The sequence below is a fragment of the Clostridia bacterium genome (assembly GCA_016887505.1).
Classification (GTDB): Bacteria; Bacillota; TC1; order TC1; family UBA5767; genus UBA5767.
Genome location: CP069393.1, coordinates 2,526,797 through 2,546,963, shown reverse-complemented (window position 1 = coordinate 2,546,963; position 20,167 = coordinate 2,526,797). Strand labels below are relative to the sequence as shown.

Annotated in this window: 18 protein-coding genes; all 18 read right to left on the bottom strand. The window is 34.6% G+C overall.

What is annotated here, in order from left to right; genetic code table 11:
• Positions 1–7: 7 nt before the first annotated feature.
• Positions 8–3,607, bottom strand: coding sequence for a BREX-1 system adenine-specific DNA-methyltransferase PglX (gene pglX, locus JR334_12025; GenBank protein QRN85657.1), 3,600 nt, complete (start codon positions 3,605–3,607; stop codon positions 8–10).
• Between the two features lie 15 nt (positions 3,608–3,622).
• The gene (locus JR334_12020) at positions 3,623–4,492 is read right to left on the bottom strand and encodes a hypothetical protein (protein ID QRN85656.1); all 870 of its coding nucleotides are present in this window, start codon (positions 4,490–4,492) and stop codon (positions 3,623–3,625) included.
• A gap of 15 nt (positions 4,493–4,507) precedes the next feature.
• Entirely contained in the window at positions 4,508–8,149 is a 3,642-nt protein-coding gene (gene brxC, locus JR334_12015) for a BREX system P-loop protein BrxC (GenBank protein QRN85655.1), read from the bottom strand.
• Between the two features lie 13 nt (positions 8,150–8,162).
• A complete protein-coding gene (locus tag JR334_12010) occupies positions 8,163–8,747 on the bottom strand; it encodes a DUF1788 domain-containing protein (GenBank protein ID QRN85654.1) in 585 nt (194 codons plus the stop codon).
• A complete protein-coding gene (locus JR334_12005) occupies positions 8,748–9,344 on the bottom strand; it encodes a DUF1819 family protein (protein ID QRN85653.1) in 597 nt (198 codons plus the stop codon).
• Between the two features lie 61 nt (positions 9,345–9,405).
• A complete protein-coding gene (locus JR334_12000; GenBank protein QRN85652.1) occupies positions 9,406–9,615 on the bottom strand; it encodes a helix-turn-helix transcriptional regulator in 210 nt (69 codons plus the stop codon).
• A gap of 234 nt (positions 9,616–9,849) precedes the next feature.
• On the bottom strand, positions 9,850–10,383 hold the full coding sequence (locus tag JR334_11995) for a helix-turn-helix domain-containing protein (GenBank protein QRN85651.1): 534 nt from the start codon (positions 10,381–10,383) through the stop codon (positions 9,850–9,852).
• Positions 10,319–11,350 carry a hypothetical protein gene (locus tag JR334_11990; GenBank protein QRN85650.1) on the bottom strand — a complete coding sequence of 344 codons (1,032 nt, stop codon included), beginning with the start codon at positions 11,348–11,350 and terminating at the stop codon, positions 10,319–10,321. Before JR334_11990 ends, JR334_11995 begins: the two co-directional genes overlap by 65 nt.
• Positions 11,325–11,492, bottom strand: a complete 168-nt coding sequence (locus JR334_11985) for a hypothetical protein (GenBank protein ID QRN85649.1) — start codon at positions 11,490–11,492, stop codon at positions 11,325–11,327. Before JR334_11985 ends, JR334_11990 begins: the two co-directional genes overlap by 26 nt.
• A 9-nt stretch (positions 11,493–11,501) precedes the next feature.
• Positions 11,502–13,325 (bottom strand): hypothetical protein, encoded by a 1,824-nt coding sequence (locus JR334_11980; protein QRN85648.1) that lies wholly within the window; start codon positions 13,323–13,325, stop codon positions 11,502–11,504.
• 24 nt (positions 13,326–13,349) lie between these two features.
• Complete coding sequence (locus JR334_11975; protein QRN85647.1) at positions 13,350–14,000, bottom strand: hypothetical protein; 651 nt, start codon at positions 13,998–14,000, stop codon at positions 13,350–13,352.
• A gap of 17 nt (positions 14,001–14,017) precedes the next feature.
• Positions 14,018–15,247, bottom strand: coding sequence for a C40 family peptidase (locus tag JR334_11970; GenBank protein QRN85646.1), 1,230 nt, complete (start codon positions 15,245–15,247; stop codon positions 14,018–14,020).
• 5 nt (positions 15,248–15,252) lie between these two features.
• Positions 15,253–17,277: a hypothetical protein gene (locus JR334_11965; GenBank protein ID QRN85645.1), complete on the bottom strand. Its 2,025-nt coding sequence runs from the start codon at positions 17,275–17,277 to the stop codon at positions 15,253–15,255.
• Positions 17,278–17,339: 62 nt separating this feature from the next.
• Positions 17,340–17,927, bottom strand: a complete 588-nt coding sequence (locus JR334_11960; GenBank protein QRN85644.1) for a hypothetical protein — start codon at positions 17,925–17,927, stop codon at positions 17,340–17,342.
• Between the two features lie 13 nt (positions 17,928–17,940).
• A complete protein-coding gene (locus JR334_11955) occupies positions 17,941–18,267 on the bottom strand; it encodes a PadR family transcriptional regulator (GenBank protein ID QRN85643.1) in 327 nt (108 codons plus the stop codon).
• 96 nt (positions 18,268–18,363) lie between these two features.
• A complete protein-coding gene (locus JR334_11950; GenBank protein QRN85642.1) occupies positions 18,364–18,885 on the bottom strand; it encodes a hypothetical protein in 522 nt (173 codons plus the stop codon).
• A complete protein-coding gene (locus JR334_11945; protein ID QRN85641.1) occupies positions 18,882–19,274 on the bottom strand; it encodes a DUF4320 family protein in 393 nt (130 codons plus the stop codon). Before JR334_11945 ends, JR334_11950 begins: the two co-directional genes overlap by 4 nt.
• Before the next feature lie 11 nt (positions 19,275–19,285).
• On the bottom strand, positions 19,286–20,158 hold the full coding sequence (locus JR334_11940; protein ID QRN85640.1) for a secretion protein F: 873 nt from the start codon (positions 20,156–20,158) through the stop codon (positions 19,286–19,288).
• Between the last annotated feature and the right edge of the window lie 9 nt (positions 20,159–20,167).

The window sequence follows — 20,167 nt, the reverse complement described above, 5'->3', positions numbered from 1 at the left end:
ACCCCCATTATATTTTTGCTAATATATCTAATCTCTTACCATCTTGTGCTGTTTGAGCTTTATCATAATTAACCTTTACACCATCATCAAGATCAATCTCAATACGACTAAGCGCAATATGAGCAACTTTCTCATCATACTCTTTGGTTTCTTTTAATTGCTTTATCAGCTTTTCCTTTCGCTTCTCAGCCTGGGCAACATCCCTTGCATGCGAACTATTCTCAATCATATCTTGCATACGATCAATCTCACTAATATATATTTTCTGCATCTTATGAAGATAATCAACACGGACTATTCCCGTTGTATCTGCTGTGTAGCGATGCATATAAATAAGTGCTTTAAAACCATTTTGTTTGCCACTATCATATAACCAATATATTGGTCTCTTCTGATAAGTTTTAATATGATCCTTAAAGAAGTCTTTGATAAAATAGTTTCGTATAACTTCTCTTGAAGAATCTCCTTTACCTACTAAGGCTTTTGCAATAAAATCAAGGTTTTCTTCGAGTGTTTCTTTTCCATAAACCACTTTTACAAACTCAACAAATCGACCAACAATATCATCTTCAAAATATTCTTCATCTGTTATTGGGATGCAATTATCTTTATCAGGTATAAAGGAACTATACTTATCTGAATCCCACTGTCCTCCTGCATACACAAGACCACCTTCATCAAGACTATAACGACCAAACATACATCCAACTGCATAAGATACTAGACTTTTTATATCTCGCACTAAATCTGCTTTACGGATTGTTATACTTTTATTATCTATTTCTGATGTTAACTCATCTTGTAGATTATATATATCAATGAAAATATTATTGAGTTCTTCTTCATTTTTCTTTAATGTTTTAAAATTGATTGCACACTCAGCATCCCAACAATTAAATAATTTTGAAATTTTGAAGTTTTTAATTATATTATCTTTAACCTCTTCAATTCTCTTCGCTTTTACTAGAGGATGCGAAGTGAAATCCCACGAAGTTTCATAAGAATCCCAATCAAATTTAGATATACTAACATTATTATTTGCAATATCATCTATTCTTTTATTATTATCTAAAATCACAGGGAATTTTGCTACTTCACCTGATTGAAAATTTAATGTTGGGTTTAATTGCCCAAAAATATACTTGAACACAGAGGAATTTAATAGAGCCATCAAGTAAGATCGCTTATTTCCTAGCTCAAAAATGCAACAACCTCCATTATCAAAAATATATCCTTCATCAAACCACCGTATACTAAAATTATTACTAGAAACAGTTGACCAAGTTAAGCCAGGTTTCATAAAATATTTATAATTGGCTATTACAGATGTTTTAATCTTTCTAATCTCTTCTGCGTCATTATACCAATCAATAAGATACTCATTAAAACCATACCACTTGCGATAACCTCCTCCTTTATTATAAGGATACCATCGTCTTCGAATAGAATCGTCATGGCTGATTTCTGTAGATTCAAGATTCATCTTTTCTTTTGACACTTCAAACCAAAGTCGTAAAAACCGATTATTATCCGATGTTGAGTTTCCTTTTCTAGGCGCTGCAATTTCTCCAAGTGCTTTCCCTTTGGAATAAATACTCATTAAGTTTTCACTCATCCAATAAGCTATGGGTTTACTCGGTATTTTTTCAAAGCTTGTCTTTGATGCAAATTTTATTATTTCATTATTAGTTAAATAAGCTTCTTCTTTACCTTTTTGACTATTAAAATCTACAAGTCTTTTATAGATTGATTTATATTTTGAAATATTGCTTTTCCTTTGTACCCAAGTCGTGGTTTGCACAACTTCACCCGCAATTTCTTCAAAAGCTCTAGCACCAAGATGAGCCATATTAATAATATCATTTAGCAACATTTTAGAACGCATTTTTTCAAAACTTGAAAGAAACATCCACGCATGTTGCGTAATCATTGCATTAAAATAATTGTTTTCTGTCATTTGATTGCATCTTTCAATGAAAACAGCAAACAAATCTGATTTACTATCCGTAAAATTATCTTTGACATATCTATTTATTTTTGCATTACCACCACTTAAACCCATGTATGGCGGATTCGTAATTACAACATTATATTTTTTTGCCATTATTTTTCCAACAGCAAGTATCTCTCTCAATCTAAACTTAGATTTTTCTGCATTAACACTCTCAAGGGTCATTTGCCCTTCTTCAATAACATCATCTATAAATCGATTAAGCAAATCCCAATCGCAGTTATCTACCTTTAAAATAGAACCGTATTCTTTAGCATCGTGATAAATATTCAACAAATATTCTAATTGTTGAATAGCTTTATTTTTATCTATATAGGTCAATGAATTACCAAAATAATTCAAGTAAGATTTCTTAATTGCATTACTTTCCTTTATTGAGTGTAAATTCGGCGCGATTTTCTTTGTTAAAAACCTTCGATCATATTTTCTAGCCATCATCATGACTGCAAAATATGCAAGCTGGTATGCTCTGTCATCGATATCTAAACCATATAGATTGTTTTCAATTATAGCTGTAGCTGCATCTCTTTGTGTATAACCTTGACTTTCATAAATCTGCATAAGTATATCAAAAGCATACACTAATATATGGCCACTTCCCATACATGGGTCTATTATTTTGATATCTTCTGGAGCAAGTGCCTTATATTCTTCTCTTATTTTTTCTAACTCTACTTGTACACTTTCTTCTTGATTGACTTCTTCAAGATAATATTTCCATTCTGATTTTAAAACTTCGTTAGAGTGCCCTTCCACCCATAATCGACCAAGTGAATTTTCTACCATATACCTTACAATCCAATCAGGAGTAAATAACTGTGTTGCAGCCGGTATGCGTTCTTTAGTAATTTTCATTTTTTTCTTAAGAAGAGCAAACACTTCATCTTTCGGCTCAGTGTTGTAGTACTGATACAACCATCCAATAATCTCAACAGCTTCCTTGAAATCTTCTTCTTCTATATCGTTAATTAAGTGATTTACAATACCTTCTTGATCTGTAAATGATATATTTAATAATAGCTCTGTGTAGTCAGAAGTTTTTTCAAATAATCCTGGAAGCACTTCATTTAACTTATTACATTGCTTAATAAAGAGCATGCGGAATAATTCATCCAGTTTATTTTCGTCTTTTAACTGCATGATTCTATCTTGTTCATAAGCTGAGAATTCCAAATCTGTATCGAATGGCGTTGTAACAATATCCGGTTCAGATTTACCTTGTGTATGGCTAGAAAGCACACGAACACGTGAAGGTAGATAGTCATTGACCTCCATAAATCGTATGGCAATCAGTCTATTAAACCAAGTATAGGCTACTTCTTCCACTACATATTGATAGGCTGTTTTATAATCAGATGAACTTTCCTTTTCTTTTATTCGTGTAACAAGTGCTTTTCTTTGTTTTATTTCATCATTGGCTATTTCGGTAGGTTTTCCTGTACCAATATCAAAGAACTGGATATTATCAGTAGAAATAGCTAATGGTTCAGAAATCCCTTTTTCATTAATACCTAAAAGTCCCGCTTTGTATGTTATGTCACTAATTAATTTTCGTCTCGCCCATATGGCAAAATTTTTAATTGCTGTCTTGTTCATCGTGTGCCTCCTAAACTACATTGATTTAATAAATTCTGATATTTCACCTAGATAAGGCAGTGCTGCAATACCTACTTCGATACTTTTGTCAGCAATATACTTGAGAACATTACCGACTTTGCCCATTAACTTTTCTTTGTTCCCACTTGTTTTCGCAACTTCAATCGCTGACAATTTTTCTTCTAATTCTTCTTTTTCTTTATCAGATAATACATCAGATGGTAACTGGTTTATTAATTCAATCGTATTCGAAATTGATATTGTAACCGTTGCACTGGCATTTGCATTATTATTGTTACTGATAACAACTTGATGGGATGGAGTAGATGCTTCTTTGATTACTCCTGGGAACCCTACCGTTTTAAACGAGGTTAATTTATGATAAATTTGTTCTAAATTATGTCTTAATGAGTCATCTGAAACTTCATCATAAAATTCTTGTTCAACATAATACTGATATAAACCTGACCCAAGGTTCGGTATAATATAGTGATATTTAGCCGTTATTTCCTTATAAAGCTGTTGTTTAGAAATTTCAGGCGTCTCACTATTATTTATATCCAACTTTGCAGATCGTAGATTTTTCAGATCTTGTTCAAACATTTGCTTAAATTCCCAAAGAGGGTCATTCTTCTTTTCTGTTTCAATCAAAGATGCCTTGTAAAATTCAAGTTTTCTTTTAAGTAATGATACATCTCCAATATAATCTACAGTTGTTGTACCGCTCATATGGCTATAATCATACATATCCAAATTTGAAGTTAATCCGTCAATATCATTTGAAAACACACCTAAAATATCATTCACCAATTTTTTAGCAGAAGCCATTGTATGTTCCTCGGCGCAACTCTCTATATAACTTTCTATAATACCAATCTTACTCATTAGATGCACCCTCCGTTAAAATTCTACGTTCAGAATTAAATCTTCCTTTACGTGCTGTTTAAGCTTTGTCTTTAGCGCTTCAATATATCGTTCCACATCTGCTTCTGATTCAATTCTCCATGTAGCTTCTGAATTAATTGATTTAATACTTACCGTTCTTTGCTGTTTCATTTTAACTTTAGGAAATGCTTCCTTCTCTTCCTTGACTTGATTAGGCCCAGTACCCTGATTAGATCCAACTTCTTGACTTGCCGGCTTCTGTTTTGAAGCAATAATACGTGCTTCTTCAGCATTAATATCATTTAACATTCGAACTTTTAATGCATCAGCTTCAACTTTTATATTTTGTAAAACAGCAACATTATTACATGTTTCAGCTTTCTCTTGAATCTCTGCAAACCGTTGATTAATGACTTTTTCTAATTTTTCTTTACATTCTTTGCCCTCAAGCTCGTTAATTACACGTGCCCTGGCATCTTTAATCGCAGCTGACACAGGCTTTTCCATTTCGTCTAGCATGGTATTATACAAATCCATATAACGCTCTAATAGTTCCGGAATTCTTCTAATATCACTATATGGAGAAGATTTTTTCATGATTGAATTGATTTCATTCACTGTCATTTCTATATCACGATTAACAATAAATGTCTTACTATCATCATATATGTTCATCAAGCGTAGACTTCTATTCCAAATCTCAATTTGTTCACCATTAAAGAAAGCTTTAACCGGTTCATAATCTTCTGCAAAATCCAGTAAATCTTCAAGCTTTTCATCAACAGTCTTGAAAAATTCTGCTGAATATTTGATTTCCAACAAATTGATTAATAAGCTTTTCCCGTCCTTTACAATATTTTTGCCCGGATAACTTGGCTCGTTTTTATAATGTATTTCTAGTTTTTCTAAGTCATTTTTTAAGTTTTCTGCATACTGTTGGAAGCTCTTTAATATGGAATCATCTTCATCACTCACTGGTGTGATATTAAATAGCTCTTTCATGACTTCTCTGACAGCCTTTTTCTGCTTATCATTTGCCTTTTGTCTTTTTTCAGTCAATAATTTTTCAAGGTATTCTTTACGACTCAAGTAACGGAATATTTCATCTTCTGATTTTGTTAATAAAGTTACCACTTCATTATTCACGAAAAAGGCAATATCACCATCTTTAAATAACTTAGCCACTAGCCATTGTACATCATCCTCAACAAATCCATATGGTGCCTTAGTAAAGCGCTCCATTATTGACTTCATAGATGTTTTAGCATGTCTTTGTGTATTTAAGCTAACAAAATCTAATACATCATTAAGTGCAAGTTTGTTTGGTAATTGATCTACACCTTCTAATGAGATCTGGCTATTGTTTGTACCTTTCAGTATGGCTTTGACGTGGGTTTCATTCATAGGCGCATTAATATACGAGATTTTATGGTAAACTGTATTAACCAACTTCCCGAGGGCATCATTAATACGTGAAGAAATATCCTTAGAATTACTCTGAATCATATCTCCATTGGCATATATATCCGCACTCTTTAGTGATTCTTCAAGGAAAATACGAGCGTTTGAATTTCTTTCTCGCATTTCAATTCGTTTTGCTTCTTTAATTTGCTCATACTTAGTCACTATATTTGAAGAATTTAATCTCAAATACTTTTCAATCTTTAATGCTGAACGAATTTCATCAATAAAAGCCTTATCGTCTGGGAGTGCAACAATGACATATCTGTTTTGTCCACTCATCATTCGAAGGGTTGTTTCATCCATGCCTGAATCGTAATTAGGCGTTAATACTTTTAAAGTTATATCAAAATTTTGATTTGCTTTATAAGGACGATCATCTACAACCTGATTGAAGCCAAACGTATAGCGTCCATTAAAAGCAGGATAACGATAGTTTTTATTCTCATACACACCATCAAAAATCAGTTCAGAGACTTTGCCAATAACTTCTGATATTTCTACATTCTGACTTTCTATTTCTCTGTTTATTTCCTGTTCTTCATCTGTAAGAAAAACATAAATATCTCCTGTTTTTTGAATTAATGTTTGTCGTGTTAGTCGCTTTAAGGCTTGTTCAACCTTGTCTTTAAGAGCGATTCTATCATCATCTATATTAGAAACCATTAAACTGGTTATATTTTCTATGTTTGCAACAATCTCTTTAACGTACTTAATCATAAAGAGTGTTTTTAATACATTGACATCAAAACAATCATCTGCTTTTTCAGGATTCAAGTAATCATTATCATAAGCACGAATAATCACACCCTTATGGCTGTGATCCAAAAATTGTTCAAGTGCATCGTAAAAAAGATTAAAGGGTACGATTGCACCTTCAGATTTTTCCATTATTTTCATAGCAGATTCTTTAAAGAGGGCAAGCATAGAACGCTCCCCTTCTGCCAAATGTTTACCGCTGGCACCATGAGTTCTAATAGATGTTAAGACGCTGGCAAGCAAGTTAAACTGATATGGAACAAATGGATAAATTGCAGCGAAATTACCTCTGTCTGAGTATAACTTCTTCTCGATGCCATCATTAAATAGAATAAGATTCTTTATAATCGTATCTTTCTCGTCATAAAGTAATCCTAATGTTTGTCTGCCTGTTTCTGATTTTTCAAGTATTCTTTTTCTAATAACTTCATCCACATTTGCAGATGATAGGGAAAGTCTTGTATCAAAACGACCTTGGATTTTTGAAAAATCATTACCTTTAGTCTTTGTGATACTGTCTATGTCTTGTTGACTTGTAACAGCTACCCACGCCTTGCCTCCACAAGCTGAACCTAAATCTTCTGTCACTGTTTGAAGATTTAGCATTAATTTAGAGTCTTCACCTATATATTGACCAATTTCGTCAACGAGAAAAACCACATGATGATTATTCCCTTTTTTATCAATGTATTCTTTTACCATATTAGCAAATGTGGTAACGTCAATATTATAAACACCAGTTGAGCTTTCACACCAATTTTTTGCTGCTTCCATACTCATATAGTCAATTTGCACCAAAGACTTACATACATGATCTTGAATGAATCTAAATTGGTGTCTAGAATCAACCCACTCTTTACCTCTGATTTCAGCAAAGGTTTGCTTGAAGCTTTCGTATTTGCCTTCATCTGATAGATGTCTCTCTAAATCAGCTAGAAACGGATTAGCACCATAATAGCCTAGATGTTGATTAAAAACTTTTAGAAAAACTGAAAGAATCGCTTCTTTATTATTCTGAGTGTCTCCCATGCCACTTTTAGAATCAATATTAAACAAAATCACATCATTAGATGTGTTCCCTGCTAATTTCATATCAGCTAAAACCATTTCATCTTTGATTTTTTTATCATCAATAAAATAATCAATAGCAGATTTACCATCGACAACACGATTTTCTAATAAGTATGACAGAATTTTTAAAAAGTGAGATTTACCACTTCCAAAGAAGCCGGAAATCCATACTCCCATTTTATCTGTGTTCCCCACAATACCCTTTTTATAACTGGAAAAGAAGTCAGAAAAATGCTTCTGCAACTCTCGTGTTACAACATATTCTTCAAGTTCCTGTTTTACATTTTCATCATCACCTTGACCGACTTTAATAACGCCTTTAATATCCCTATCAATGTCTTTTGCAAACATATTTTTTACAATCATTTTACTCAACCTCTCAATCTACAATCTTAAAAGCTCTATAGTAGTTATCGTCTTTAATTTCAGAAAAAAGCATCAGTGACTGCCCATCATACTTCCCCGGAAAGAACATGACCACCGGCACATCATCAACAAACTGGTGCAGGTTGTTCAATATTTTATGCGATCTCAAAATCGGGAAACACTTTCCTACACCCGTTAAAAAAACAATTGCATCTTTAGGCGTATTATTTTTAATATGAGCTAATACTTCATTGCTTTGGTTATCCTCTTCCATACGAAGCATTTCATTCACTGCTCTCGTTATTTCTTTGAGTCCCTTCGTCTTTTCAAACTCTTCACAGATCTCTAAAAAACCTTCTTGTATCAATAAATCAATAATTATATCGTAAAGATCAAAAACAACTATTTTGAAATCATGTATACTATAATCATATTTGTTTTTTAGATATCCTACTCGTTCTCTTACAATAAGTTCTTGTTCAGCATGGTAATCAAACACATAATAACCAACCTCATTCCCAAGTCCTTTGTTTTGTCTAAAGTTAGGCTGCTTGATCTTTTCTTCTAACAGATTTAGTCTCGCTTCTAACCTATGCATTTAACTCACCCCCCTAACAGCTCTTGCAATATACATTTCACCTTTATCCATTAGATAATTCTCTAATGCAATATCTAAAATGGGCGGGGTAATGATTCGTTTTCCATCTACTACAGTCAGCAAACCTGCATCCGTTAAAAAATTCATATATGAACTACGAAGCCTCTTTAAGGTTACATCTGTCCAGTTTGCAATGTCTTCACTCTGGTCTTGTTTTTTATTGAAAAATATATTTATATCACTTGCTGTAAGTTCTTCAATACCTAATATCGATTTTTCCCTATATTCTTCATATAGGAATTCGTTAAACAATCTGTTCCCCTTAGCAATCGCAATTAGTGTAATAATCTTCTGTGTTGCCAAATCACTTATTAAGAACAAGTCCAATAGATCTTCCTCTAATACCTGCGCTCTATTTTTTAAATAACCAAAGATACGCTTTGCGCGATACTCTTTAGAAATCCCTAATAGATTATCCTTTAGACATAATTCTTTTATTTCATCCCAAGACTTTCCTTCAACTCTTAGTTTTATGAATTGTTTGAATTCAACAAACCAAAATGATTCTGAGACAAGTCCCGAACTATATTTCTCCATATACCTTCCTCCAGCACGTACCATTTAATTCTAGCACAATTAGTGTCCCATATATCGGACACTAATTTGCATCTCTTATTACTTCAACAATATCACCGATATCACATTCCAAATACTTGCATAACTTCAATAAAATATCCAGAGATACAACTTCATTCTTCTTTAGCTTTGTGAAAGTAGCAGGACTAATACCTGTGGCTTTTCTGACCTCAACATTAGTCATTTCCTTATCAATAATCAGCTTCCACAACTTTTTATAACTTACATTCATAATAGCACCTCTTCACAAATTTTCACCTTCTACAATAGTTTAATACAAGCAGTTGAAATACAAATACAAACATAAATTTATTATACTAGATAACTTTTAAACAATCAACAGAATCGTTCAACATCTCAAAAATAATACCATGATTTCATCTGATTCATTAACCATCTAAAAATCTCATAGCATGCATTTAATACTTGCTTTTTATCAATAACCCAATATATTAGAGTGAAAAGTTCAAGGTATGCCATCGTGACAGGGGGACCGTGACACACATTCTTTTAGTATTTCTTTAAAGTCTATTGCTGGTAAATCTATACATATTGAAGCCTGATATGAATTGTTCCAATTCAAATTATTAGGCTCCGCATTTGAAACATCAATAACATTATTATCCTTGTTCCTCTGATCCTCAACTTGCCGTGTATCAACCTGCTCATCTTCTAAGACCTGCAGATAATATAGATTGGACCGTTGACCTCCTTGTACGTGAAAGCGACTTTCACGTACAAGAAAACCTGCTTCTTCAAGATCATTCAATGCTCTTTGTACAGTCCTGGTACTGATATTACATTCCTTAGCAATCGTTTTAACCCCAGGAAAGCAAGTTCCCTGGCAATCAGCACGATTGATGAGATAAAAAGCAACTAGTGTTGCTCTTTGGGTTAATTCCAAGGAATAAACGCTCTCTATTAAAAGACTTTTGCTATTCATACTTGACCTCCGATTTTTTAATAAATGGTTTAATGACTGTTGTCCATATGACTTCATTTACTTCCCCATCAAAATAATTGGGTGTGTAATTTGAAAAATGAATATCCTTATGAAGTTTTAAATAATTATGTTGATCTGATTCTGCTACAAAAGAAAATACAGTATTAACTAATGTCTTATCTAAAAGGTTTTTATGCTTTTCAATGCCATTCATTTCATAAGGTTTGCCTGTTGCACAAAGAATTGCAACATCACAGTTTTTTCTAATAGCGCTGATAATTCTATTATCAATCACCCCCATGTCATAGATAATGAAATCAAATTCATCATGACACTCAGAATGAAGCGAAAGGTATTTTACGCCATTGTATAGGATGACATCCTCGTTCGCTGTCATCCCCTGATAAAATGTCGGTAATTTACTCAAATGATCATGCTCGTTTGCTTCTACATAACAAACCTTAGCACCTATACTTGATAAGTAATTGGCAAGATTAATTGCCATGGTGGTTGTACCCACTCTGTGCTGCACCCCCGTGACAGCTATCTTTATCTCTTTCTTTGAGAATCTATATGCTTCAACAGATGTTTTAAAAGAAAAATCATCAGGCGCAAGCTTTTGCATAATATCTCTTTTACTTATCCCTAAATCACTTACAGATTTAAGAAATTCTTCTTTTATGGCTTCGATTTCATTTACTGTAACAATATTGAAAACTCCATTTTCAATAAGCTTATAGACTAGGTCATGATGCGCTTTCATATCTTCAATATAAAATATCAACCTTGAAGCGAACATCTTTTTATAAGCATTCACCGCTTCCAATATGTCACTTTCTGAATCTTTAATGGCATTAAGATCTATAACCATATACTGAAAGTGATTAAGACTTCTAAGATCGCCAAGGACAAACTGTCTAAGTGAAAAAGTCCCAGATAATTTCTTAATGATGATACCGTGTTCATCATTAAGAAAATCTAGCAAATTGATATGGTCATTACTCGATAGGTACAAAAGCATCATTTACACCTCCCTTCTGCTCAATCTGAAAATCTTTTGGCAGTACAATATCCACTTCCTCTGGTTCATACATGAATAGCATGATAATACCAATAACAACGATGACAATGTAAACAATGAGTTCAATAACAAGTTTCTTTTTCAAAATATTCGCCTACCTTCCTCCGGAATTCCCCATGAACTTGAATTTATAGTCAGGAATCTGAAAATTGACATGAAGTCTTTTTGACCCAATCATAACCAGTGCATTTCCTCTTTTCTTCTGAGCTAAAAGCTGTTCTTCAGCATCTGTAAGATTGAAAAGCTGTTTCGTTTCAATTAAGTTCATGCCATCACAACCCATTAATATTTTATAGGCTGGAATATCTAATAAGGCTTGTCCATACATTTTGACTTTAGGATCAAGAAAATCAACGACTGAGTGTGAGATGATGGCTATCCCTGATTCATACTTTCTTGCTCTTTTTTCAACATTTCTTAAGAATACCAATGACTGTGGCACATTAGGGTCAATCATAAGATAGCTTTCATCACAGATTAAGAGCACTGGTTCTGTTCTATCTAAACTCATTTGTTGCCAGCACCATGTAAGAATATTGAAGTACTGAGTTCTTTTAATATTGTCACTGGTATTTTGAAGATCATGGGTATCTAAACAAATACATCTTGTATTGGTCTCGATTGAACTTTTTCCATTCCATAAAAAAGCGTCACTACCAAGAGCAATATCTTGAAGCAATAACGCCAATTCTTCATATTCATTTTGTTCATTTGGTGATATCAATTTATCCTTTATCTTTTCTTTCAAAAGCTCATATAAATCAAGAAACACCGGAAAGTCATCATTAGTTAACTTATTGATATCTGTATCCCAATCGATGCCAAAGTTATTATACAGCTCAATCAGTGTATTTTTAAGAATAGCTTTTTGCTTATCTGATATTGATGGTAAATAGAGACTAAAGAAGATTTCAAGGTTCTTCATGTATATGGCCATATCACCCATACCATTGCCTTCATCCTTATAATATTGATCATCTTCATCCACTGGTGTTGGTCTGATTTGAAGTGGATTGATTTTACCGTTGGTGCCTCCTCCGGCATTGATCCAATCACCGTCAAGCGCCATACATAACTCTCTCATTTCTCTTTCTGGATCAATGAAGATGATTTTTGTGCCTTTCATATACTCTGAAAGGGCAATATGCTTAACGACGGTGCTCTTTCCAACCCCAGCAACACCCATAATGGTAAAATTTGTGTTGGTTCTGTCATTGCCCCTTTTCCATGGATCAAGTACAACTAGACCACCTGTGTTATCTCTTCCAAAATAGTAACCCGTACCGTCATTATAACCAGAAGATGAAAAAGGAAAACCCCCGACAAAACTGCTCATTGGAATGACTCTTTTAAGGACTTCTCCAATGGATTCATCGAGGGTATAATATGGGGCAATACTTTTAAAAGCTTGTTCTTGTAGATTAGCCATGATTCTTAATTTTGCCTTACTTGTAGCGATGATGCTTTCTGTCTTTCTACAAATCTTTTGGAAGTTGTTTTCTTCTCTTGCGATTGCCATGATGGATATAATCATGGTTCCAACGGTTTCACCTTCTCTGTCAATTTGTAGCATAATCTTCTCCCCATCCATTGCTGCTTGCTCTGCCCTTTGTCTAATCAATGGGTCTTTGGCTGAATCTGCTACACCTCTGTTTTGAATGACACTCTTTGATAATCCTGAGATAAATTCTCCATTATCAATCGGAATAAATGTAATGCCTACAACTGTTCCAGGTATATTTGTAATTTTTGCTAGCCATCCATAATCGACTTTTTGCGGGTACTTGACGATCCCATAAATTCGACCTGTGTTTTCACCTACAATAAGGCTGTTTCTTTTAAGTTCCAAACCTATTGGGGTGATGATGTTTAATAGACTGTTATTGTACTCCAATGTACTTTCATTTGTTTTTTTCACGTATTTACCTCCCTTATGTTTAATTTAATCCATATTTTCTAAATGGGTATATGCTGGGTTATTAATGAGATTGCATAACCTGACAATCTCCTGTTCTTTGATAATGTCCGAGCTTATATTTACACTTTCAAACTTCTGAATCATTTCCTTACATTCTTTGATCAAATCTGATTCTATGCCTTGACGATATCGACCCCACAGCATAATAAAAAAGTTTCTTTCAATAACTTCACCACTGGTAGCAAAATTGCTGATTTCCATGATTTCATTTCTAAGCAGCTCTTTTTGTTTTTGATCTTTCGTTTCTGATAAGAGACTCTGATACTCATTCACCAGTGGTGTGATGTCTACAGGTCTTGAGACAGCTAAAAACTTAAAGGGTTTCTGAACACTGGATATTTCAGCTGTTAAAACCTTTGAAATCTGTTCTTTTTCACTGCCCGAAAACAAATCTATGCTAATGGGATGAATCTTAATATAGGCTATAATCTGGCCATCTCTCGTGTATAAGAAATTGTCATGAATATCTTTGACATTGACAAATTCTTGAGCTGTTTTTTGTTTTTCTGATATTTGATTCGTCTTTTTTTGAATGGGTCTTTTTAAAAAGAAAAAGGCTACTGCTCCTGCAATAGCACATAATACAATCATAACAATTGGTAATACTGGATTCATGCTTTACCTCCCTGATTTTAATTGATTAGAACTGCCGGTCTTCTAAACAAGTGAAAACCAACACTTTCTGCTGTTGCTATTGAAACGTTATTAGCACCTGATGAACAATGAGCAACCAGTATTTGTCCGTCATTGTTTCTACCTACAACGATACCAATATGATTGACCTTTCTCGTTCCTGGAGTTGCAAGAAAAGCAAGATCACCTAACATTGCTGTACTGGCAGGAATACTGGTTGATACATTCCACTGAGCTGTTGTGCCATGGCCTATGGTTGATTCAATGGACTCAGCAGGCAATCCTGCATTCACGAATACCCAAGTCACAAAGCCTGAACAATCCAGACCAAAGGGACGTATTGTACCTGTAGATGAGCTTCCCGGTGAAGTGACTTCCATATCTCTTCCAAAACGTTCATCCCATCCTATGGCAAGGCTTTTTCCACCCCAGAAATAATTCACTTTCCCGACTAGACTCTCTGCTGCTTCAACAACTCTTTCACTTTCAATGGTTACACCTTCAGGGATATAACTTTGTATGGCTTTAATTTCTTCCCTAGTTAAAAACGTTTTGACATTACTTGATGCCATCAGTACACCATAACCACTTTGCCGCATTTCAGCAATCATCTGATTCTGCACATCATCAAATCCATATATTTCGCCGATATCTTCAGCTGTTAAACTGTTAATGGTAATAATTTTAGTCGTTGTCGTAACTATTCTTGTTTTGGTAACTTTCTCTCCCTTGCCATTGGTTGTTGTGACTTCAACTTCTTTTGATGAAGTTTCATAAGTCGTGTTAATCACATTCATATCCCAGTAGACCTTTTTAAGCTTTTCGACTTGCTTATCAGATAACACGGCAATCTGCTCAGCATCATCCTTTGTCACATTGTATTTCACAGCGAAAGCAATCAATACGTCTTCTGAATTATCAATGAGTGTTCCATCTTCACTTCCCATTACTATGGTTTTAATGGTATCAGCAGAAGAATCTGATTGCTCCTGATGAATGCTATATCTAAACTCTTCTTTCATTTCATTTAACACGCTGATGACCGAAACTGTTTCGTCATGACCACCAAGTATTGAAAAAAAGATGGCAAATGGTGAGGATAAAACGAGTAGAATGATAATAAAAGGAACAAGGCAGGCAATCAAAATGATTCGCCTGCCCTTTTCATCTGACAAAACTGTTGTAGCAACCTTTGCTATTGCCTTTAGTGTAGCTGGATCTATTGCCATGTCTATTACTCACTCCTTTTGGGACCGATATGCCAATCCATAAATAAATCTCCATCAATAGTCACATCGTCATTTAAATTAATTCTAAGCATGCCATCCGGCGTCCACATATCTATTATTTCTGAATAGACACTATACCTTCCATCGGGGAACCATAGCGGTGTGAAATGGACTCTGCTATTATAAGTTGAATACTTATTTTCTTTGAAAGCAAATTCACCATATCCTCTTGCATCCAGCAACCTCCAGTAAGTGTCATAATGAAATTCAGGGAAATAGGTAATGACATTTTGAGCATTGGTAACGTGAGAACTTGGTGCATTTGTTGTAGGATAAGTTGAAACATTGTTATTGACACCATAGCCAGATCTCATAACCTCTCCATCTGCGGTTGGAGATTTTTCATCCGGTTCCAATGAGATATCGCCTGTAAGACTGGCATTATAATTTGTATAATCATATTCCCAGTGCCCTTCATCTACCCAGTGCCCATTATCAACCCATTTACCTTTGTCAACCCACTTCGTTTTTTTATGACCTGGACAAGAACCATCAGCTTTACAACCACCACTATGATGTTTAGTATAAGTCTTCTTTACCCAATTGCTTTCCCATTCCCATTTGGGATGCCATATCCAATTAGGAATCCAGTTACAATCATACACGCCCCAGTTCGCTGTAGTTTTCTCTGCTTTTACAGGAAGGTTTGGTAAGGTAAAATGATCATTCCGGTCATTGGCTGTTGGATTTGGTGGCTCACTTAAGCTTAAATCTACAACTTTACCAATTAAAGTAGCACTTCGACTTGTTCCATCAATTTTAGCTGCACTGTTTCCACTAACATTTACTAGAATTGTTACATCACCAGGCGTACTTGGAGTATGCCATTTGAGCCAAACTAGTTCTGAACCGCCACTAGGAATAACGACTTCTGTGCTTTTTGAATAGCCATTGGCACTTATAGTAACGGTGGCAGTATTTTTAACCGGATTGTTGTAAGCTGCTTCACTTTCATGACGGTTATCTGGAGTTATGTCATCACTTGCATAAATACGAACCGAAGTAATAACATCTGTATCAATACGATACTCATAGTCATACTCTGTATCATTTTCAACGACATTGACCGCATTTGCCTTTAATAGACGCATTCCCCAGCCACCGCCTGCTATGATACGATCCAAATCCCAATACACATTATCAGGAAGTGCTGACGTTACCGGATAGCCAAACCAACTTTCTTCTAAGAAAATTGAATTTGGCAAATCAGAATGGGTCATTCCTGAAATATATTGTCCATCAGATCCGCCTCTAAAATTAAAATACCCTAGCTTTTGAGCTAAGGCATATTCTGTGGCAGTAAAGGCTAATGTAGTTGTTCGGTCTTTTAGATATGAAATAATCACAGGTTCGTAAACAATAAGCCATGGTACTTTATTTTGATATTTATCATTGACTTTGATAGGCAGAATTTCTTCTGCTGGATAACGTTTTGTTTCACCTTCGATGGTAAAAGTAATGTTTTCAACTAGACTTTTACTTGATATTCCTTTTTGTGATGCAAAAGCATCAATAAAGTAATTTAATGTTGCTGTGTCGCCAAAATAAGATTTCACTGAATTGATATTTCCATCATTGGTTATCGGAATTGGTGGAGGGTTATCTACAAGAATTTTGGGATTATTGTTTGATGTTAATGCAATCCCATTTTGATAGCCTATTTTACTTTCAATACCATAAAGTACACTTGATGGTATTGAAAAGTTTGAGTGTTTTACATAGATAGGTCTTGTACCTATCATTTTCCAATCAGAGCTTAAATTGGTGTTCTTATCTGCTTGATCGATTAACCCTACATATACAGATACCTTGTACATATATTCACTCCCTCGATAAAAAGCCTTACCATCTAAAGCGCCGCTTGTATCACCAGTACCAGTATCAGCATTATCATCAGCATATACTCCTATAGTATTTACTAGAAGCATTGCAATCAAAACGAGTATTAGAATTTTTTTTAATCGTTTCATTTGTTCATCTCCTTCAAAAAAATAGAGATAACTCTTTGCCAAGTTATCTCAAAATACATTTATTAAAATTTATCGCCTGTCCCAGGAACATAATCACTTATTTCAGAGCCATCAATTTCTTCAGCATTAACTGCATTATCAGGATTTAAGAATGGATTCTCAGATGGTGGCACTAAATTGCTTTCGCCCTCTTCCTCAACTACCGGCTCTGGTTCTGTTGACTCTTGAGGTTCATTCACCACAACAACTTCCTCAGGTTCAATAACCAAATCTTCTTCATTGTATTCTGGCACATTATCCATATCCTCTAAATCGTCATTGGTTTCCGGTTTGTCCTTTGGTGCTTCTAGTTCTGGTTTTTCTGGTGGTTCAGGCATTGGCTCTTCAATAGAAACAACTTCTTCGTTATCTTCTATTACCTCTGTTTCTGTATCCTGAATTTTAGGAACTTTAACAATGGGCTTAACTTCTTCAGATACTTCAATTTCTTCTACAACAGGCGTGTTATGTTGATTTTCTGATGATACATTGTCTTTTGCAACTTCCCCTGTATTTAGCTTTGAAAAAATCAAAGCACCAAATATTACTGCAACAATGATTAAAGATGTTCCTGCAACTAAAGTTGTTTGTTTTGAATTCATTTTTTTCATATCCACGACCTCCTTAGGTTTCGTTCATAATCAACTTCACTTCTTCTAATTTTTCTTTGAGTATATCAATTTCATGCTGAAGGATTTTTTTCCCTTCCTCTGTCAATTGATAGGTCTTCTTGTTTCTCTCTTGATTGCTTTCATCAATCTGTTCTATGAGCTTAAGGTCTAACAGCTTCTTAAGAGTGGGATACATAGTTCCAGTCCTTACTTCAAGTCTACCTTTTGTAATATTTAGTATATTTCTTGTTAACTCATATCCACTCATAGGCTCTTTAGATAGTGCCAATAAGATATAAAAGCTTGGTTCATTCAGATTTATAGACTTTTTATTTTTCATGATCATCAACTCCAATAACAATATGTATAATTTATACATGTACTATATATACATATTATCATCAGAGATTTAATTTGTCTATACTTCACTTATTTTTCAAAACTTTGGACTATATCCTGCATTGACTTTAAGACGAATCTCCATTGGCGGTAAGTGCTCCCAACCAAAGGATAAAGGTACAAGCAGTGTCACCCAGGCTTCTGCTTCAAACCTGTTGTTATTGTCACTGGTTGCAAAAGGTGCATTATTAATCTGAATATCCAAATCGTATAAACGATATTCCAAATACCCACCTGCATATTTATTGCCACCGATTAGTCCCAGTTTATCACTTAATTTCATGAGCACTGCACCTGAATCAACACGCTCTTCCCATCTATCCATCTCATCTAGCTGATAACCACCAGAATAGCCTTCTCTTAAACCGTTGTAGACTTCGTCATAGTTTTCAGTCGCTACAGCAATAACAGAAGATTGTAGGGCATCTCTGATACCACTTGCTATGATTTGTAATCTTAAGTATTCACTTGCAACTGTAAAGAGAAGTATCAGACATAAAATAATGACAATGGCAAAGAGTGCTGCACTGCCTTGTTTATCTTTTATGATTTTCATCATTTATGATATGCCTCCGATCTGCCTGTTGCTTTGGCTGTCAAGGTAATGGGAAAAGAGCCAAATTCAAAAAAGCCAATATCTACAGGTAATGTTAAAACAAGGCTAAACTCTTCATTGAGATCAATATTCCCTGATGTAGACCAATTCACTGTTGGATCAATCCCAAGACTTGACCTGAGTTCATTTTTTTTGGCCGTGGTTTCTGAACCAATTCGCCCTTCAATTTCAGCCACCCTTGCTAATTCGTTTGCAAATGTGTTTAAATCGCTCTTTACTACAAATACAGGATAAACCTTAACTGCCATAGCAATAACCATCATGGCTACAAGGACAACCACCACTACATCAATATAACCCTCTCCACTTTTTGATCTTAAAATTTCTATCATTCCACCACCTCCTAAAATAGTTTCCCAAGGGTTTCAATAATTTCAACAAACATAACAGATAGATACATCATCAAAAAGCAAAAGAGCATAGCAAATGAATACTTCCTTATCTTTGCCGGCCTTTTCATGGCGATTGTCTTTAATCGTTGTAGCTCTAACTGTTTCAAATCATGGGATAGCATTTGAAAATAGACAACACCATCATCCCCTCTTAATACACCAATAAGCCCACGAATCGTTTCAGACAGCGATGAGCTGTTGAGCCTTGCTTCCATTCTTGTAAGGGCTGATTCATAGCTTCCTGACTTCATATCTGCCACAGTAATCTCTAACTCATTCTTAAAATTATTGCCCGCATTTTGCTTGTAGGTTTCTAGGATATTCAGCACATTTCGATTGGCTTTTAGTTCCTGTGACAAGGTTGAAACAAAACGTGGCAACTCAAACTCGATATCTTCCCTTCTTTTTCTAACAGCTTCATCAGCACTTCGAATTTCTTTGAAATAAACTGCTACTGCTAAAAACAATACGACTGGAAATACCATGGGGAAAATTAATAAAGCAGGGATTATAAAAAGTAGCATCATCCCTGCCTTTAGCCAAGCTCTTGCAACAAAGGTTTCTGGTGAGAGCTTAATATTTGCTGATTTTAAAGTCGCTGTAAGTCTTCGTCTGCTGTAATCCGTCATATGGACTACCTTAGATAATCTAATCGCCCATTCATTGATTAACACTTCAAAATTCTTTGATTTTTTTCTTTCCCTTTTATCTATGACATGAACCGCCTTAATAGCTCGTCCTGAAGGCAATTTTAATAGGTCCTTCAGAATCAGATACACACCTAAAGAAAAGGATATCGAAAATAAAAGTAAAATTTGTATCATTCTATCACC

What these genes read in the sequence shown, in the direction of transcription:
- JR334_11960 (QRN85644.1), bottom strand. Translation starts at nt 17,927, where the DNA reads ATGAAAAAAATGAATTCAAAACAAACAACTTTAGTTGCAGGAACATCT.
- JR334_11975 (QRN85647.1), bottom strand. Translation starts at nt 14,000, where the DNA reads ATGAATCCAGTATTACCAATTGTTATGATTGTATTATGTGCTATTGCA.
- JR334_12010 (QRN85654.1), bottom strand. Translation starts at nt 8,747, where the DNA reads ATGCATAGGTTAGAAGCGAGACTAAATCTGTTAGAAGAAAAGATCAAG.
- JR334_11950 (QRN85642.1), bottom strand. Translation starts at nt 18,885, where the DNA reads ATGATGAAAATCATAAAAGATAAACAAGGCAGTGCAGCACTCTTTGCC.
- JR334_11965 (QRN85645.1), bottom strand. Translation starts at nt 17,277, where the DNA reads ATGAAACGATTAAAAAAAATTCTAATACTCGTTTTGATTGCAATGCTT.
- JR334_11995 (QRN85651.1), bottom strand. Translation starts at nt 10,383, where the DNA reads ATGAAGTCATATGGACAACAGTCATTAAACCATTTATTAAAAAATCGG.
- JR334_12005 (QRN85653.1), bottom strand. Translation starts at nt 9,344, where the DNA reads ATGGAGAAATATAGTTCGGGACTTGTCTCAGAATCATTTTGGTTTGTT.
- brxC (QRN85655.1), bottom strand. Translation starts at nt 8,149, where the DNA reads ATGATTGTAAAAAATATGTTTGCAAAAGACATTGATAGGGATATTAAA.
- JR334_11945 (QRN85641.1), bottom strand. Translation starts at nt 19,274, where the DNA reads ATGATAGAAATTTTAAGATCAAAAAGTGGAGAGGGTTATATTGATGTA.
- JR334_11955 (QRN85643.1), bottom strand. Translation starts at nt 18,267, where the DNA reads ATGAAAAATAAAAAGTCTATAAATCTGAATGAACCAAGCTTTTATATC.
- JR334_12000 (QRN85652.1), bottom strand. Translation starts at nt 9,615, where the DNA reads ATGAATGTAAGTTATAAAAAGTTGTGGAAGCTGATTATTGATAAGGAA.
- JR334_11940 (QRN85640.1), bottom strand. Translation starts at nt 20,158, where the DNA reads ATGATACAAATTTTACTTTTATTTTCGATATCCTTTTCTTTAGGTGTG.
- JR334_11970 (QRN85646.1), bottom strand. Translation starts at nt 15,247, where the DNA reads ATGGCAATAGATCCAGCTACACTAAAGGCAATAGCAAAGGTTGCTACA.
- pglX (QRN85657.1), bottom strand. Translation starts at nt 3,607, where the DNA reads ATGAACAAGACAGCAATTAAAAATTTTGCCATATGGGCGAGACGAAAA.
- JR334_11990 (QRN85650.1), bottom strand. Translation starts at nt 11,350, where the DNA reads ATGATGCTTTTGTACCTATCGAGTAATGACCATATCAATTTGCTAGAT.
- JR334_12020 (QRN85656.1), bottom strand. Translation starts at nt 4,492, where the DNA reads ATGAGTAAGATTGGTATTATAGAAAGTTATATAGAGAGTTGCGCCGAG.